The 13,870-nt window shown below is 56.3% G+C and carries 22 protein-coding genes; 6 read left to right on the top strand and 16 right to left on the bottom strand.

The annotated features are described in order from the left end of the window. Positions 1-6 precede the first annotated feature (6 nt). Genes HU218_RS03915 through lnt form a run of 6 tightly spaced genes read left to right on the top strand, consistent with a single transcriptional unit; the run spans position 7 to position 4,480 of the window. Entirely contained in the window at positions 7-300 is a 294-nt protein-coding gene (locus tag HU218_RS03915) for a YciI family protein (protein ID WP_174873632.1), read from the top strand. Beyond that, a complete protein-coding gene (locus tag HU218_RS03910; protein WP_174873631.1) occupies positions 300-659 on the top strand; it encodes a hypothetical protein in 360 nt (119 codons plus the stop codon). The genes HU218_RS03915 and HU218_RS03910 overlap by 1 nt, the downstream gene beginning before the upstream one ends. Further along, positions 656-1,624 carry a PhoH family protein gene (locus HU218_RS03905; RefSeq protein ID WP_174873630.1) on the top strand — a complete coding sequence of 323 codons (969 nt, stop codon included), beginning with the start codon at positions 656-658 and terminating at the stop codon, positions 1,622-1,624. The genes HU218_RS03910 and HU218_RS03905 overlap by 4 nt, the downstream gene beginning before the upstream one ends. Beyond that, positions 1,605-2,114 (top strand): rRNA maturation RNase YbeY, encoded by a 510-nt coding sequence (ybeY, locus tag HU218_RS03900; protein ID WP_174873629.1) that lies wholly within the window; start codon positions 1,605-1,607, stop codon positions 2,112-2,114. The genes HU218_RS03905 and ybeY overlap by 20 nt, the downstream gene beginning before the upstream one ends. A 12-nt stretch (positions 2,115-2,126) precedes the next feature. Continuing rightward, positions 2,127-2,966 carry a CorC family transporter gene (locus tag HU218_RS03895; protein ID WP_174873628.1) on the top strand — a complete coding sequence of 280 codons (840 nt, stop codon included), beginning with the start codon at positions 2,127-2,129 and terminating at the stop codon, positions 2,964-2,966. A gap of 2 nt (positions 2,967-2,968) precedes the next feature. Then, complete coding sequence (gene lnt / locus HU218_RS03890; protein WP_174873627.1) at positions 2,969-4,480, top strand: apolipoprotein N-acyltransferase; 1,512 nt, start codon at positions 2,969-2,971, stop codon at positions 4,478-4,480. 56 nt (positions 4,481-4,536) lie between these two features. Here the strand turns inward: lnt and HU218_RS03885 are convergent, their stop codons facing one another. The 16 genes from HU218_RS03885 to rpsN form a co-directional block, all read right to left on the bottom strand. After that, a complete protein-coding gene (locus HU218_RS03885) occupies positions 4,537-6,177 on the bottom strand; it encodes a methyl-accepting chemotaxis protein (RefSeq protein ID WP_174873626.1) in 1,641 nt (546 codons plus the stop codon). A gap of 298 nt (positions 6,178-6,475) precedes the next feature. Then, on the bottom strand, positions 6,476-6,868 hold the full coding sequence (gene rplQ, locus HU218_RS03880) for a 50S ribosomal protein L17 (protein ID WP_174873625.1): 393 nt from the start codon (positions 6,866-6,868) through the stop codon (positions 6,476-6,478). Between the two features lie 22 nt (positions 6,869-6,890). Then, positions 6,891-7,874 carry a DNA-directed RNA polymerase subunit alpha gene (locus HU218_RS03875; protein WP_174873624.1) on the bottom strand — a complete coding sequence of 328 codons (984 nt, stop codon included), beginning with the start codon at positions 7,872-7,874 and terminating at the stop codon, positions 6,891-6,893. 23 nt (positions 7,875-7,897) lie between these two features. After that, positions 7,898-8,518, bottom strand: coding sequence for a 30S ribosomal protein S4 (gene rpsD, locus HU218_RS03870; protein WP_174873623.1), 621 nt, complete (start codon positions 8,516-8,518; stop codon positions 7,898-7,900). A 17-nt stretch (positions 8,519-8,535) separates the two neighbouring features. After that, positions 8,536-8,931, bottom strand: coding sequence for a 30S ribosomal protein S11 (gene rpsK / locus HU218_RS03865; RefSeq protein ID WP_174873622.1), 396 nt, complete (start codon positions 8,929-8,931; stop codon positions 8,536-8,538). Between the two features lie 17 nt (positions 8,932-8,948). After that, a complete protein-coding gene (gene rpsM / locus HU218_RS03860) occupies positions 8,949-9,311 on the bottom strand; it encodes a 30S ribosomal protein S13 (RefSeq protein ID WP_088965544.1) in 363 nt (120 codons plus the stop codon). A 69-nt stretch (positions 9,312-9,380) separates the two neighbouring features. Continuing rightward, positions 9,381-9,494, bottom strand: coding sequence for a 50S ribosomal protein L36 (rpmJ, locus tag HU218_RS03855; protein WP_011137711.1), 114 nt, complete (start codon positions 9,492-9,494; stop codon positions 9,381-9,383). Between the two features lie 34 nt (positions 9,495-9,528). Further along, positions 9,529-9,747, bottom strand: coding sequence for a translation initiation factor IF-1 (gene infA / locus HU218_RS03850; protein WP_144372263.1), 219 nt, complete (start codon positions 9,745-9,747; stop codon positions 9,529-9,531). Positions 9,748-9,767: 20 nt separating this feature from the next. Continuing rightward, the gene (gene secY / locus HU218_RS03845) at positions 9,768-11,084 is read right to left on the bottom strand and encodes a preprotein translocase subunit SecY (RefSeq protein WP_174873621.1); all 1,317 of its coding nucleotides are present in this window, start codon (positions 11,082-11,084) and stop codon (positions 9,768-9,770) included. Between the two features lie 10 nt (positions 11,085-11,094). After that, a complete protein-coding gene (gene rplO / locus HU218_RS03840; RefSeq protein ID WP_174873620.1) occupies positions 11,095-11,529 on the bottom strand; it encodes a 50S ribosomal protein L15 in 435 nt (144 codons plus the stop codon). Between the two features lie 3 nt (positions 11,530-11,532). Beyond that, positions 11,533-11,718 carry a 50S ribosomal protein L30 gene (gene rpmD, locus HU218_RS03835; protein WP_174873619.1) on the bottom strand — a complete coding sequence of 62 codons (186 nt, stop codon included), beginning with the start codon at positions 11,716-11,718 and terminating at the stop codon, positions 11,533-11,535. Continuing rightward, positions 11,711-12,229: a 30S ribosomal protein S5 gene (gene rpsE, locus HU218_RS03830; protein ID WP_174873618.1), complete on the bottom strand. Its 519-nt coding sequence runs from the start codon at positions 12,227-12,229 to the stop codon at positions 11,711-11,713. Before rpsE ends, rpmD begins: the two co-directional genes overlap by 8 nt. 12 nt (positions 12,230-12,241) lie before the next feature. Then, entirely contained in the window at positions 12,242-12,595 is a 354-nt protein-coding gene (gene rplR, locus HU218_RS03825) for a 50S ribosomal protein L18 (RefSeq protein WP_174873617.1), read from the bottom strand. Between the two features lie 13 nt (positions 12,596-12,608). Next, positions 12,609-13,142: a 50S ribosomal protein L6 gene (rplF, locus tag HU218_RS03820; protein ID WP_174873616.1), complete on the bottom strand. Its 534-nt coding sequence runs from the start codon at positions 13,140-13,142 to the stop codon at positions 12,609-12,611. 13 nt (positions 13,143-13,155) lie between these two features. Next, complete coding sequence (gene rpsH, locus HU218_RS03815) at positions 13,156-13,551, bottom strand: 30S ribosomal protein S8 (protein WP_174873615.1); 396 nt, start codon at positions 13,549-13,551, stop codon at positions 13,156-13,158. Between the two features lie 13 nt (positions 13,552-13,564). Next, positions 13,565-13,870 carry a 30S ribosomal protein S14 gene (gene rpsN / locus HU218_RS03810; RefSeq protein WP_088965553.1) on the bottom strand — a complete coding sequence of 102 codons (306 nt, stop codon included), beginning with the start codon at positions 13,868-13,870 and terminating at the stop codon, positions 13,565-13,567.

Raw genomic sequence — 13,870 nt, 5'->3', positions numbered from 1 at the left:
CCGAGCATGTATGTTGTTTCGCTGAGCTACACCGCGCCGTTGAACCGGATCGACGAGCTGGTACCGGCACACATTGCTTGGCTGCAAGCCGCCTACCGCGACGGCCTGCTGCTGGCTTCCGGTCGTAAATTGCCGCGCACCGGTGGCGTGATCCTGGCGCGACGCATGCCGCGCGAGCAGCTGGATGCCCTGCTGGCGCAGGATCCGTTCCGGCAGGCCGGCGTAGCCGAGTACAGCATCACCGAGTTCGCGCCCAGCATGAGCGCACCGGAACTTGCCCAACTGCTGGAGCCCAACTGATGCGCCGCATTTTGCCGCTGTTACTGCTCCTGCTGGGTGGCTGCGCCAGTGCCGCTGACGACGATGGTTTCATCGCCAGCGATCCGGCGACGCTGGACTGCCCGGCGCTGGCGCGCCAGCTGGTGCGTACGGAAGCCCGGCTGCGCCAGCTGCATGCGGCCAACCCTGACGTGCAGATGAACATCGGTCTGGGCAGTGCCATCGGCAGCCATGGCAGCATCGGCCTGTCGATCCCGGTGCCGCTGGGACAGCTGCGCCGTCCGGAGCAGGAAATCGCGGCGCTTGAACAATACCAGTCCCGCCTACGACAATGGCAGCAACAGCAACACTGCCCGGAAGCCCGACCCAAAACGCCATGAGCGACCTACAAAGCTGCAGTTACCAGTTCACTCCGGTGGACAATGAACGTCTGGCCCGCCTGTGCGGACCACTGGACGAAAACCTCAAACAGATTGAAACCGGGCTGGATGTCAGCATCCAGCGCCGTGCCGAACAGTTCAGCTTCAAGGGCGTGCAGGCTACCCAGGCACTCTTGCTGCTGCAACGCTTCTACGGCCTGGCGGAAAAGCGCGAGCTGAACGTGCGCGATATCCAGCTGGGGCTGGTCGAGGCCCGCCAGGGCAACCCGCAGGATGACGACATGCCGCCGCTGGCGACGCGTCGCCGCGACCTGAAAGGCCGCACACCGCGCCAGAGCGGCTACATCAAGCAGATTTTCGCCCACGACATCACCTTCGGCATCGGTCCGGCCGGCACCGGCAAGACCTATCTGGCCGTCGCCTGCGCCGTCGACGCCATGGAGCGCGAGGCGGTGAAGCGCATCGTGCTGGTGCGCCCGGCGGTGGAGGCCGGTGAAAAGCTGGGCTTCCTGCCTGGCGACCTGGCGCAAAAGGTCGACCCGTATCTGCGTCCGCTGTATGACGCGCTGTACGACCTGATGGGTTTCGACAAGGTGGCGCGGCTGTTCGAAAAGAACCTGATCGAGATCGCGCCGCTGGCCTATATGCGTGGCCGCACGCTGAACAACGCCTTCATCATCCTGGACGAGGCGCAGAACACCACGCCGGAACAGATGAAGATGTTCCTGACCCGCATCGGCTTCGGCTCCAAGGCCGTAATCACCGGCGACATCACCCAGATCGACCTGGCCCGCAACCAGAAAAGCGGGCTGGTGGAGGTCGAACGCATCCTCAAGGACGTGCGCGGCATCCATTTCCATCATTTCAATAGCGAAGACGTGGTGCGCCACCCGCTGGTGCAGAAGATCGTCGATGCCTACGACCGCTATCAAAGCAAGCAGGACAATGAAACAAGCCAAACGTAACAAACTACTGCAAAGGTTGGCCGCACGGCTTGAACTGACGCTGGAAGACCGCCTGGAAAGCGAGCAGCCGCTGCCGGAAGGCAAACTGTGGCGCCGCTGGTGCCAGGCCGCGCTGCAAAGTGGCGTGAAACAGGCACAGATCTCGCTAGTGGTCGTGGACGAAGCCGAAGGTCGCGCCCTGAACCGCGATTACCGCAGCAAGGATTACGCCACCAATGTGCTGAGTTTCGCGCTGAACGAAGGCGATACCGTGGCAGGCATGCCGCTGTTTGGTGATCTGGTGTTCTGCGCGCCGGTGGTGGCCCGCGAAGCCGCCGAACAGGGCAAAGCACTGGAAGCACACTATGCGCACCTGACCGTGCATGGCATGTTGCACCTGCAAGGCTTCGATCACGAAGCCGATGATGAAGCCGAGGCGATGGAAGCGCTTGAAACCGTCATCCTCGCCAAGTTAGGCTATGCCGACCCTTACGCTGCCGAGAAAGTCTGAACCATCGCCATTATGGAAGAACCCAGTAAACCGTCCCCCAATTGGTTCGAGCGCCTTGTCAGCCGCTTTTCCCACGAGCCGGAAGACCGTGAAGAACTGAAAGCGCAGCTGCATGCCGCGTTCGAGCGCAATCTGCTGGATGCCGAAGCACTGGCCATGATTGAAGGCGTGCTGTCGTTTTCCGAGCGCACGGTGCGCGAAATCATGGTGCAACGCAGCCAGATGGATGTCATCAGCCTGGATGACCCGATGGAAAGCCTGCTACCGCGGGTCATCGAGCTCGGCCACTCGCGCTTCCCGGTCATCGGCGACGACAAGGACGATGTTCAGGGCATCCTGCTGAGCAAGGATCTGCTGCGCTACTTCCTCGCGCCGCAGGACTTCAACCTCAAGGCCATGCTGCGTCCGGTGGTATTCGTGCCGGAGAGCAAGCGTGTCGACAGCCTGCTGCGCGAGTTCCGCGCCACCAAGACCCACATGGCGATTGCCGTCGACGAGTACGGCGGCGTCTCCGGCCTGGTGACCATCGAGGATGTACTGGAAGAGATCGTCGGTGATATCGACGACGAGCATGACCTGATCGAGTCGGAAGAAGACATCGTACCGGTGCGCGGCGGCCGTTTCCGCGTGCTGGCCACCACTTCGGTGGAGGACTTCAACGACTTCTTCGAGTGCGCCCTGCCCAACGACGAAGTCGATACCATCGGCGGGCTGGTCACCGCCAACCTGGGGTATGTCCCGGTCCGCGGCGAAGGGCTGCAGCTGGAAGACTGGCATTTTACCGTCATCCGCGCCGCCAGCCGTCGCTTGCAGGCGCTGCTGGTCGAGCGCCGCGGCCAACCCCAGGACTGAGCATGCTGCAGCAATTTGCCTGGCTGCTGCTGACCCTGCTCAGCGGCGCCGCCACGGTGCTGGCCTATGCACCATACCGCCTGTTCTTGCTGATGCCGCTGTGCCTGGTAACGTTGCTGTGGCTGGTACAACGTTGGCCGCAACGCGCCTTTGCCACCGCCTGGCTATGGGGGCTTAGCGCTTACTGCAGCCAGTTCTACTGGATTTACATCAGCCTGCACGATATCGCCGGCATGCCGTCACCACTGGCCGGCGCCCTGACCGCCCTGCTTCCCGCCTATCTGGCGCTGTACCCGGCACTGGCTTGCCACCTTACCATCCGCGTACACCGTCACCCGCTGGTACGCGCAATGCTGTTTCCCGCTGCATGGACGCTAGGCGAATGGCTGCGCAGCTGGATGTTGACCGGCTTTCCGTGGGGGGCCGCCGGTTACAGCCAGATCACCGAGAGTCCGTTGGCTGGTTACGCACCGGTTGGCGGCATCCATCTGGTAACCTTTGCCGTCGCCATGAGCGCAGCGCTGCTGCAGCTGCTATGGCAGCTGCCACAACGCGGCCAACTGGTTACCACATTGCTCTTGGTCGCGTTGTGGGGTGGGGGTCATCAGCTCAAGCAACAGCAATGGACGCACGACAGTGGTGCGCCGATCCAGGTGGCGCTCTTGCAGGGCAACATCCCGCAATCGTTGAAATGGGACCCGGCTACCTACGAGATGACGCTGGCGACCTATTACCGCATGCTGGTACAGGCCCCGCCGGCGCAACTCTTGCTGCTGCCGGAAACGGCGCTGCCGGTATTCCTGGAAGACATGCCTTCCGGCTACCTCACCATGATCAATGCCGTCGCCGGTCTGAAGAACAGCACGCTGGTAAGCGGCCTGCCGCGACGTACCCCCGATGGACGCGGCTATCTCAATGCGGTGGTAGCTCTTAATCAACCGGGTCAACCGTACTACGCCAAAAACCATCTGGTTCCGTTTGGCGAATTCATCCCGTTACCGATGCTGACCAGCTGGATTTACCAGTTCATGCACATGCCCTTGTCCGGCTTTACCGCCGGCGGCAGCCAGCAGGCGCCACTGGCCATTGCCGGCCAGCAGGTTGCCTTCAATGTGTGCTACGAAGACGGGTTCGGCGAGGAGTTGATCGGACCGGCAGCCAACGCCTCCATCCTTGCCAACGTCAGCAACCTTGCCTGGTTCGGCAAGAGCAACGCCATGAGCCAGCATTTGCAACTCTCGCAGGCGCGGGCCCTGGAAACCGGCCGGCCGATGCTGCGCAGTACCAATACCGGCATGACGGCCGTCATTGATCATCGCGGCGAAGTGGCAGCCATTGCCGCGCCGGATACCCGGCAGACGCTGACCGCCAGCGTACAGGGCCGCCGTGGTCTTACGCCCTATATGTACTACGGTAATTTGCCGGTTCTGCTGGCATGCGGCGCATTACTGCTGCTGGCAGCCGGTCTGGGACTATGGCAACGCCGCGCAATGCAGCCGGCCATTGCAGACTAATAAAGGGTGAAAACAAAAAGCCCGGCGTATGCCGGGCTTTTTCCGCCAGCTAAAGGCTATACCTGGAAACGCGACACCATGCCGCGCAGCCGCTCGGTCAGACCATTCAACTCTCCGATGGCACTGGATGCCTTGCCAGATGCCTCGGCATTGTTGGCCGCAGCCAGCGCAATGTTTTCAACATTACGCGTGATTTCCTCGCTGGCATTACCCTGCTCGGCCAGCGCCTGCGAGATCTCATTCACCACGCCAACCACACCGTTGGCGCTATCGCGGATGTGCCGGATTGCCTCGCCACCCTGCTCTGCCAGTGCCAGACCCGACTTCACCCGGCTCACGGCTTCTTCCATATTGCTGCGCGATTCCTCGGAACCATCCTGGATATCACGAATCATGCCGGCAATTTCCTGCGTCGCACCAGCCGTCCGCTCTGACAGCTTGCGTACCTCATCGGCAACCACGGCAAAACCACGGCCAGCCTCGCCGGCGCGCGCCGCCTCGATGGCAGCATTGAGGGCCAGCAGATTGGTCTGGTCGGCAATGTCTTTGATCACTTGCATGATGCTGGAGATCATCTGGGTCTTGCTGACCAGATCACCGATCGTCAGCGCAGCATGATCCACCGCCTCGTTGATGCGCTGCATCTCGACCACGGCACTGGCAATGACTTCACCACCCTGATTGGAAAGCTGACCGGAGTCGGCCGACACTTCGCGTGCGTGATCAGCGAGGGTGGCAATCTGTTTGATGCTGGCGGTCATCTGCTCGATCGAGGCGGCCATTGAGGTCGCGGCGTGGCTTTGTTCTTCAGAGCTGGATGCGACGGCACCTGCGCTCCCTGAAATTTCGCCCGCCATCCCCGATAAGGTACGGCTACTGTTGGCAATACCCCCTACCAGCTCGCGCAGATGCTGCTGCATATCATCAACCGCTGCCAGCAGACTTTCGCTATCTCCAGCAACCAGCGGTATCGGCACGTGCAGATCTCCATCCGCTATACGGTGCACAACATCCCGGGTAACGGCCGGCTCGGCCCCGAGTTGCCGCATTACACTGCGACGCACCCACATCCCGACAGCAATCACCACCGCAATTGCGGCCAACACCTCAACCGCCAGTAACAACGCTTCATCCAGGAAGGCTGCCTGAACATCATCCAGATAGATACCGGTACCGACTACCCAGCCCCATTTGGCAGAAGTGGCAAGATAAGACATCTTTGGTTGTGGACTGCTGAAACCAGGTTTGTCCCATACATATCTGGCCACCCCCTTGCCACCACCGGTGGTCAAAGCAGCCTGAAACAGCGGCTTTAGCGGCTCCCCAGTTGGATCCTTGACGGTCTCCAGATTGTTGCCAACCATCGCCGGTTTGGCACCATGTACCACCCAGTTCCATGCCGGATCAAAGGCGAAGAAGTATTCCGTGCCATCATAGCGAGCAGAATTAAGAATTGCTGCAGCCTGCTTCTTGGCTTCAGCCTCGTTAAGCTGACCGTTCGCAGCACGCTCCTCATAGCTTTTGATTACCGATAGCGCGATCTCAACCAGATTACGTACTTTGACTTCCCGGTCCTCAAGCATGACCTTGCGCTCGTGCTGCAACGACAAGGCGCCGAGTACGCATAGAATAACTGCGACCAACAGCACCTGTAACTGTAAGCGTCGCTTTAAAGTCCAACCATTACTTTGCTTCATTGACAATCTCCCGTGCATCTTTTTCTATATTTTGTTCACTTTGGAACAATTCTGTAGAAGCCAATTTAGGGCTTAATAGATTGTCTGTCATCTTGTCGGACAAAATAAAGCGACAACTTTCAATGCGGAATAATTAACAACACCCAAGATACAGCCTTCGGCTAGTGAATTTCACTACCTACAGTTGTGGATTCAATCAAACTACAACGAATTTCTGCAGCCGTTAACTGTAGATTTCAAACGTCGACCATAAAAAAAGCCAGCGCAAGCGCTGGCTTTTTTCAAGAACCTGTTGATATTACTCAGCAGCTTCTTCTGCAACTACTTCACCTTCGGCACGGTCAACCAATTCAACCAATGCCATCGGAGCATTGTCGCCCTGACGGAAACCGTACTTCAGGATGCGAACATAGCCGCCGTTGCGGGCTGCGAAACGCGGGCCCAGAACGTCGAACAGTTTCACAACGATTTCACGGTCGCGAGTGCGGTCAAATGCCAGACGACGGTTTGCCAAAGACGGCTTTTTACCCAGGGTAATCAGCGGCTCAGCAACACGACGCAGCTCTTTGGCCTTCGGCAGAGTAGTCACGATTGCTTCGTGACGCAGCAGCGAGTTAGCCATGTTACGAAGCATGGCCAGACGGTGGCTACTGGTACGGTTCAGTTTACGATTGCTATTACGATGACGCATTGTAGTGTCCTTTTATCCCGACTTAGGGCTTTTCGAGACCAGCCGGAGGCCAGTTTTCGAGTTTCATGCCCAAGGTCAGGCCTTTAGAAGCGAGAACTTCCTTGATCTCATTCAACGACTTACGACCAAGGTTCGGAGTCTTCAGCAGCTCGGTTTCAGTACGCTGGATCAGATCACCGATGTAGTAAATGTTCTCGGCCTTCAGACAGTTGGCGGAACGTACCGTAAGTTCGAGATCGTCTACCGGACGCAGCAGGATCGGATCGATCGGCGGCGCCTTTTCAACGACTTCCTCAACTGCGGTGCCTTGCAGGTCTGCAAAGATCGACAGCTGATCAACCAGAATACGGGCGGCCAAACGCACCGCTTCTTCCGGTTCAATCACGCCATTGGTCTCGATATCGAGAACCAGACGATCCAGGTCGGTACGCTGCTCTACACGGGCGCTTTCAACATTGAAGCTGACACGACGCACCGGGGAGAAGGAGGCATCAAGCTGGATGGTACCAATCGCACGGTTATCATCATGGTTGATACGGGCCGCTACCGGCTGATAGCCGCGACCTTTCTCTACCTTGATTTCCATGTCGATCTTGCCACCAGCAGCCAGATGACCGATGACGTGATCAGGATTGATCACTTCAACATCATGCGGCAGCTCGATGTCACCAGCCAGAACAGCGCCTTCACCATCCTTTTTCAAGGACAGGATCAGGCTGTCACGACCATGCAGTTTAAGCACTACGCCCTTCAGGTTCAGGAGGATGTCGACAACATCCTCCCGCACACCGTCAAGAGCGGAATACTCATGCAAAACGCCAGCGATGGTTACTTCGGTCGGGGCGTAGCCCGGCATCGAAGAGAGCAGAATGCGGCGCAGTGCATTACCCAGAGTATGGGCATAGCCACGCTCAAACGGCTCCATCGACACACGTGCATGTGTAGCCGATACCGGCTGCACATCGATCAGACGCGGTTTCAGAAATTCCGAAGCGCTGTTTTGCATAGTCATTCCTTAAGAGCTAGCGATTACTTGGAGTAGAATTCCACAACGAGTTGTTCGTTGATATCGCTAGACAACTCGGAACGCTCCGGAACAGTCTTGAATACGCCTTCCATTTTCTTGGAGTCAACTGCAACCCAAGCCGGGAAGCCGATCTGTTCGGCCAGAGCCAGACCTTCTTGAATACGAACCTGCTTCTTGGCCTTCTCACGAACAGCAACAACGTCGCCAGACTTAACCTGGTAGGACGGGATGTTCACTACAACGCCATTTACAGTGATCGCCTTGTGGCTTACCAGCTGACGAGCTTCTGCGCGGGTAGAACCGAAACCCATACGATAAACAACGTTATCGAGACGGGATTCCAGGATCTGCAGCAGGTTTTCACCAGTGGAGCCTTGACGACGAGCAGCTTCAGCAAAGTACTTACGGAACTGACGTTCCATAATACCGTACATACGGCGTACTTTTTGCTTTTCACGCAGCTGAATACCAAAGCCGGACAGGCGGGTATTCTTTGCGCCATGCTGGCCCGGAGCGGTATCCAGTTTGCACTTGGAGTCCAGCGCGCGGCGAGCGCTCTTCAGGAAGAGATCAGTCCCTTCGCGACGAGCCAGTTTACATTTAGGGCCAGTGTAACGTGCCATTTCTCAGACTCTCCAGATTAGATACGACGTTTCTTGGGAGGACGGCAGCCGTTGTGCGGAACTGGCGTCACGTCGGAGATGCTGGTCACTTTAAAACCCAGCGCATTGAGTGCGCGTACGGAGGATTCGCGGCCAGGGCCCGGACCCTTGATACGTACTTCCAGGTTTTTTACACCGTATTCTTGGGCAACTTTACCAGCGCTCTCTGCAGCTACTTGAGCAGCAAAGGGTGTACTTTTACGCGAGCCTTTGAAGCCAGCACCGCCGGAGGTAGCCCAAGACAAAGCATTCCCTTGACGATCGGTGATGGTAATAATGGTGTTATTGAAGGAAGCGTGAACGTGCACGATGCCATCGCTAACAGACTTGCGTACTTTTTTGCGTACACGACCAGCTGTGTTTGCTTTAGCCATTATCTAAGTTCCTTGAATTACTTCTTACCAGCAATAGCCTTACGCGGGCCTTTGCGGGTACGTGCATTGGTACGGGTGCGCTGACCACGGCACGGCAGACCACGACGATGACGGAAACCGCGATAGCAGCCCATGTCCATCAGTCGTTTGATGCTCATCGTGATTTCGCGGCGCAGGTCACCTTCAACAGTGAACTTAGCCACTTCAACACGCAGAGCTTCCATCTCGGCTTCAGTCAGATCTTTAACCTTGCTCGCCGGGTTGATACCGGTAGCAGCACAGATGTGCTTGGCGCGGGTCTGGCCGATGCCATAGATTGCCTGCAGGCCGATAACGGCATGCGCATGATTGGGGATGTTTACCCCTGCAATACGGGCCATTCTCTTTCCTTAAGCGTTAAGCTTGAAAAGGTTGCGATTCTAGCACAACAAAAGCCAAGCTAACAAATGTTAGCCTTGTTTTTGCTTGTGACGCGGATCAGTGCAGATCACTCGTACAACACGGTTGCGACGAATGATTTTGCAGTTACGGCAAATTTTCTTTACCGAAGGTTGTACACGCATTTCAGTTCCTTTCTATCTGAAAGAGCGAGTGCGATTACTTCGCACGGAACACGATACGGGCACGCGACAGGTCGTATGGAGTCATCTCCACAGTAACTTTATCGCCAGGAAGGATACGGATGTAATGCATCCGCATCTTTCCAGAAATGTGCCCGAGCACAACGTGTCCATTCTCGAGCTTGACCCGGAAAGTTGCATTGGGCAACGTTTCCAGAACTTCGCCCTGCATCTGGATGGTATCTTCTTTCGCCATTTGCTCAGTTACCGTTTACCTTAGCGACTTACGCCACTCTTGAAGTTCGCTTTCTTCAACAGGCCTTCGTACTGGTGGGAAAGAACATACGACTGTACTTGCGCCATGAAGTCCATAGTCACGACAACCATGATCAACAGCGAGGTCCCGCCAAAATAAAATGGCACATTCCAGTTCAGAATCAGGAACTCTGGCATCAAGCAAACGAGTGTGATGTAGATCGCACCAATCAGCGTGAGGCGAAGGATGATCTTCTCGATGTAACGCGAAGTCTGTTCGCCAGGACGAATACCGGGAATAAACGCCCCGCTTTTCTTCAGGTTATCTGCCGTTTCTTTGGGATTGAAAACCAAAGCGGTATAGAAGTAACAGAAGAAAATGATTGCCGCAGCGTACAGCAACACATAAACCGGTTGACCAGGATGAAGCTTGTCAGCGACAGACTTCAGGAACCCCAGACCCTCGGTATTACCAAACCAGCCCAGCACGGTTGCAGGAAACAGGATGATGCTGGATGCAAAAATCGGAGGGATAACACCCGCCATGTTGAGCTTGAGCGGCATGTGCGTACTCTGGCCCTGCATGACACGGTTACCAACCTGACGTTTCGCATAGTTCACCAGAACCTTGCGTTGCCCGCGCTCAACAAACACCACGAGATAGGTCACAGCGATCACTGCAACAAACAGCAGGATCACCAGCAGGATCGACAAAGAACCCTGACTGGTAAGAGTCAAGGTTTTACCAATTGCAGCCGGAACACCGGCAGCAATACCTGCACAGATAATCAACGAGATGCCATTACCCAGACCGCGCTCGGTAATCTGCTCACCCAACCACATCAGAAACATGGTACCGGTAACCAGACTAACCACTGTTGTTACGTAGAACTCGAACTGCGGAACAACAACGAGATTGGGCTGCTTGAACAACATCACAGCTATACCGAAGCTCTGGAAAGAAGCCAGAGCCAAGGTGGCATAGCGTGTGTACTGGGTGATTTTACGACGCCCAGCATCACCCTCCTTCTTCAACTGCTTCAGAGTCGGAACGATCTCGGAAGCGAGTTGAAGAACGATGGAGGCAGAGATATACGGCATGATGCCCAAGGCAAATACCGTAAACCGCTGAAGGGCGCCGCCCGAGAACATGTTAAACATGTCGAGCAGCCCCGTTTGTGACGTCTGGAACAACTTCGCTAGTGCTGCCGGATCAATACCGGGAACCGGAACATGCGCACCAATACGATAAACGATCAATGCACCGAGCAGAAACAAGATCCGATGCTTCAAATCACCGAACTTGTCGCTGTTTCCTACTAGAGAAGTATTCGCCACGGACTGAGCCTTATTCTACGAAGCTACCACCAGCGGCTTCGATAGCAGCCTTGGCACCCGCAGTAGCAGTAACGCCACGCAGAGTGAAGGCGCGATCAACACCACCGGACAGAATCAGCTTGGCACCCAGCGATTGAGCAGGAACCAGGCCAGCCTGTTTCAAAGTCAGCAGATCCACTTCAACCACCGGCAGCAGTGCCAGTTCGGACAAGCGAACCTCGGCAACATTGCCAGCAGTCAGCGACTTGAAGCCACGCTTCGGCAGTCGACGCTGCAGCGGCATTTGGCCACCCTCGAAACCGACCTTGTGGAAACCACCGGCACGGCTCTTCTGACCTTTGTGACCGCGGCCACAAGTTTTACCCAGGCCACTACCAATGCCACGGCCTACACGGCGCTTGGCATGCTTGGAGCCGGCACCAGGCTTAATGGTATTCAGCAACATTTCTCAGCCCTCGAATTTAACCAGGTAGCTGATCTTGTTGATCATGCCACGGTTAGCCGGAGTGTCGATCACTTCGACAGTCTGGTTGATCTTCTTCAGACCCAGACCGCGCGCGCAGGCGCGATGGGACTCAATACGACCGATCAGACTCTTGACCAGCGTTACTTTGATGGTTTTGGTATCACTCATGATCTGCCCCCAGGATCTGCTCTACGGTCAGACCACGCTTAGCAGCGATCTGCGACGGAGTGCAGATCTTGCTCAGGCCGTCCAGAGTTGCACGAACCACGTTGTACGGGTTAGTGGAACCATGGATTTTGGCAGATACATTGTGAACGCCCAGTGCTTCGAATACGGCGCGCATCGGACCACCGGCTTTAACACCGGCACCGTCCTTAGCAGGCTGCATGAACACAGTAGTCGCACCATGGGTACCAACCACTGCGTGATGCAGAGTGCCGTTCTTCAGCGGTACTTTGAACATGTTACGGCGGGCCTGCTCCATACCTTTTTGTACGGCAGCCGGCACTTCCTTGGAACGGCCCTTACCCATGCCGATTCCACCATCGCCATCACCGACAACAGTCAGAGCCGAGAAGGCCATGATGCGACCACCCTTCACCACTTTGGTGACACGGTTAACGCCGATCATTTTCTCGATCAGACCATCGCCACGATCTTCGATCTCGTGCTTAGCCATTCTTAACTCCGATTAGAATACAAGACCGTGTTCACGGGCTGCGTCAGCCAAGGCCTTGATACGACCATGGTATTTGAAGCCGGAACGGTCAAAGGCAACCTGGCTAACACCGGCAGCCTTGGCTTTTTCGGCGATAGCCTTGCCAACAACAACTGCAGCGGCGGTGTTGCCACCGTTGGTTACTTGGGAGCGCAGGCCGGCCTCCAGGCTGGAAGCACTTGCCAGAACGCGGCTGCCAGTTTCATCGATGACCTGAGCGTAAATGTGGCCATTAGTGCGGTGAACGCACAGACGAGCCATCTTGAGCTCCGCAATACGAGCACGGGTTTTGCGTGCACGACGGAGTCGAGTCTGTTTCTTGTCCATTTCAGTGCCTCAATTACTTCTTCTTGGTCTCTTTCAGAACCACAACCTCATCAGCGTAACGAACGCCCTTGCCTTTATACGGCTCAGGGGAACGATAAGCGCGGATTTCAGCTGCGACCTGGCCAACTTGCTGCTTGTCAGCACCTTTGATCAGGATCTCGGTCTGAGTCGGAGTTTCACACTTCACGCCAGCCGGCATTTGATGCACGACCGGATGAGAGAAGCCAAGCGACAGGTTCAGCGCATCACCCTGTGCCTGAGCACGGTAACCAACGCCAACCAGTTGCAGTTTCTTTTCGAAGCCTTTGCTAACACCGGTAACCATGTTGTTCAGCAGCGCACGCAGCGTACCGGACATGGAACGGGCGAACTTGCTGTCGTTCTTGGCAGCAAATTCCAGCTGGTTATCCACCAGCTTGACTTCTACTTCGCTGGACAGAGCGGTAGTCAGCGAACCGAGGGCACCTTTAACGGTAACCTCAGCAGCGCCAAACTTAACCTCAACGCCTGCCGGAATGACTACGGGGTTTTTAGCTACGCGAGACATATCAACCCTCCGATTAAGCCACTACGCACAGCAGCTCGCCGCCGATACCGGCTGCACGCGCTTTGCGATCAGTCATAACACCGCTGGAGGTCGAAACGATAGCCACACCCAGACCGTTCATTACTTTCGGGATCTCAGTGGAACCCTTGTAAACGCGCAGGCCAGGACGGGATACACGTTCGATACGCTCGATAACCGGGCGGCCAACGTAGTACTTCAGCTCAACTTCAAGAACCGGCTTCTTTTCTTCGCCAGTAACGGCAAAGCTCTCGATGTAGCCTTCATCCTTCAGGACCTGAGCGATAGCCACTTTCAGCTTCGACGACGGCATAGCGACGGAAACTTTGTTGGCGCGCTGGCCGTTGCGGATGCGAGTCAGCATATCGGAGATAGGATCTTGCATGCTCATTCTGTATCTCCTATTACCAGCTGGCTTTAACTACGCCCGGGATTTCGCCTTTCATAGCGATTTCACGGAGCTTGTTACGAGCCAGACCGAATTTGCGGAACACGCCACGCGGACGACCGGTCAGGGCGCAACGACGACGCTGACGTACCGGGCTAGCATTGCGCGGCAGTTGCTGCAGCTTCAGGCGAGCAGCAAAGCGTTCTTCGTCGGACAAATTCGAATTGTTGATGATGGCGAGAAGTTCTTCACGCTTGGCAGCGTACTTAGCCACGAGCTTCGCGCGCTTCTCTTCGCGATTGATCAGTGCAAGAGTTGCCAT

Source organism: Vogesella oryzae (assembly GCF_902829295.1).
In the GTDB taxonomy this organism is placed as follows: Bacteria; Pseudomonadota; Gammaproteobacteria; order Burkholderiales; family Chromobacteriaceae; genus Vogesella; species Vogesella oryzae.
The sequence above is the reverse complement of the archived record's forward strand: the minus strand, read 5'-3'. Positions and strand labels throughout refer to the sequence as shown.

What these genes read in the sequence shown, in the direction of transcription:
- HU218_RS03915 (WP_174873632.1), top strand. Translation starts at nt 7, where the DNA reads ATGTATGTTGTTTCGCTGAGCTACACCGCGCCGTTGAACCGGATCGAC.
- HU218_RS03910 (WP_174873631.1), top strand. Translation starts at nt 300, where the DNA reads ATGCGCCGCATTTTGCCGCTGTTACTGCTCCTGCTGGGTGGCTGCGCC.
- HU218_RS03905 (WP_174873630.1), top strand. Translation starts at nt 656, where the DNA reads ATGAGCGACCTACAAAGCTGCAGTTACCAGTTCACTCCGGTGGACAAT.
- ybeY (WP_174873629.1), top strand. Translation starts at nt 1,605, where the DNA reads ATGAAACAAGCCAAACGTAACAAACTACTGCAAAGGTTGGCCGCACGG.
- HU218_RS03895 (WP_174873628.1), top strand. Translation starts at nt 2,127, where the DNA reads ATGGAAGAACCCAGTAAACCGTCCCCCAATTGGTTCGAGCGCCTTGTC.
- lnt (WP_174873627.1), top strand. Translation starts at nt 2,969, where the DNA reads ATGCTGCAGCAATTTGCCTGGCTGCTGCTGACCCTGCTCAGCGGCGCC.
- HU218_RS03885 (WP_174873626.1), bottom strand. Translation starts at nt 6,177, where the DNA reads ATGAAGCAAAGTAATGGTTGGACTTTAAAGCGACGCTTACAGTTACAG.
- rplQ (WP_174873625.1), bottom strand. Translation starts at nt 6,868, where the DNA reads ATGCGTCATCGTAATAGCAATCGTAAACTGAACCGTACCAGTAGCCAC.
- HU218_RS03875 (WP_174873624.1), bottom strand. Translation starts at nt 7,874, where the DNA reads ATGCAAAACAGCGCTTCGGAATTTCTGAAACCGCGTCTGATCGATGTG.
- rpsD (WP_174873623.1), bottom strand. Translation starts at nt 8,518, where the DNA reads ATGGCACGTTACACTGGCCCTAAATGTAAACTGGCTCGTCGCGAAGGG.
- rpsK (WP_174873622.1), bottom strand. Translation starts at nt 8,931, where the DNA reads ATGGCTAAAGCAAACACAGCTGGTCGTGTACGCAAAAAAGTACGCAAG.
- rpsM (WP_088965544.1), bottom strand. Translation starts at nt 9,311, where the DNA reads ATGGCCCGTATTGCAGGGGTAAACATCCCCAATCATGCGCATGCCGTT.
- rpmJ (WP_011137711.1), bottom strand. Translation starts at nt 9,494, where the DNA reads ATGCGTGTACAACCTTCGGTAAAGAAAATTTGCCGTAACTGCAAAATC.
- infA (WP_144372263.1), bottom strand. Translation starts at nt 9,747, where the DNA reads ATGGCGAAAGAAGATACCATCCAGATGCAGGGCGAAGTTCTGGAAACG.
- rplO (WP_174873620.1), bottom strand. Translation starts at nt 11,529, where the DNA reads ATGTTGCTGAATACCATTAAGCCTGGTGCCGGCTCCAAGCATGCCAAG.
- rpmD (WP_174873619.1), bottom strand. Translation starts at nt 11,718, where the DNA reads ATGAGTGATACCAAAACCATCAAAGTAACGCTGGTCAAGAGTCTGATC.
- rpsE (WP_174873618.1), bottom strand. Translation starts at nt 12,229, where the DNA reads ATGGCTAAGCACGAGATCGAAGATCGTGGCGATGGTCTGATCGAGAAA.
- rplR (WP_174873617.1), bottom strand. Translation starts at nt 12,595, where the DNA reads ATGGACAAGAAACAGACTCGACTCCGTCGTGCACGCAAAACCCGTGCT.
- rplF (WP_174873616.1), bottom strand. Translation starts at nt 13,142, where the DNA reads ATGTCTCGCGTAGCTAAAAACCCCGTAGTCATTCCGGCAGGCGTTGAG.
- rpsH (WP_174873615.1), bottom strand. Translation starts at nt 13,551, where the DNA reads ATGAGCATGCAAGATCCTATCTCCGATATGCTGACTCGCATCCGCAAC.
- rpsN (WP_088965553.1), bottom strand. Translation starts at nt 13,870, where the DNA reads ATGGCAACTCTTGCACTGATCAATCGCGAAGAGAAGCGCGCGAAGCTC.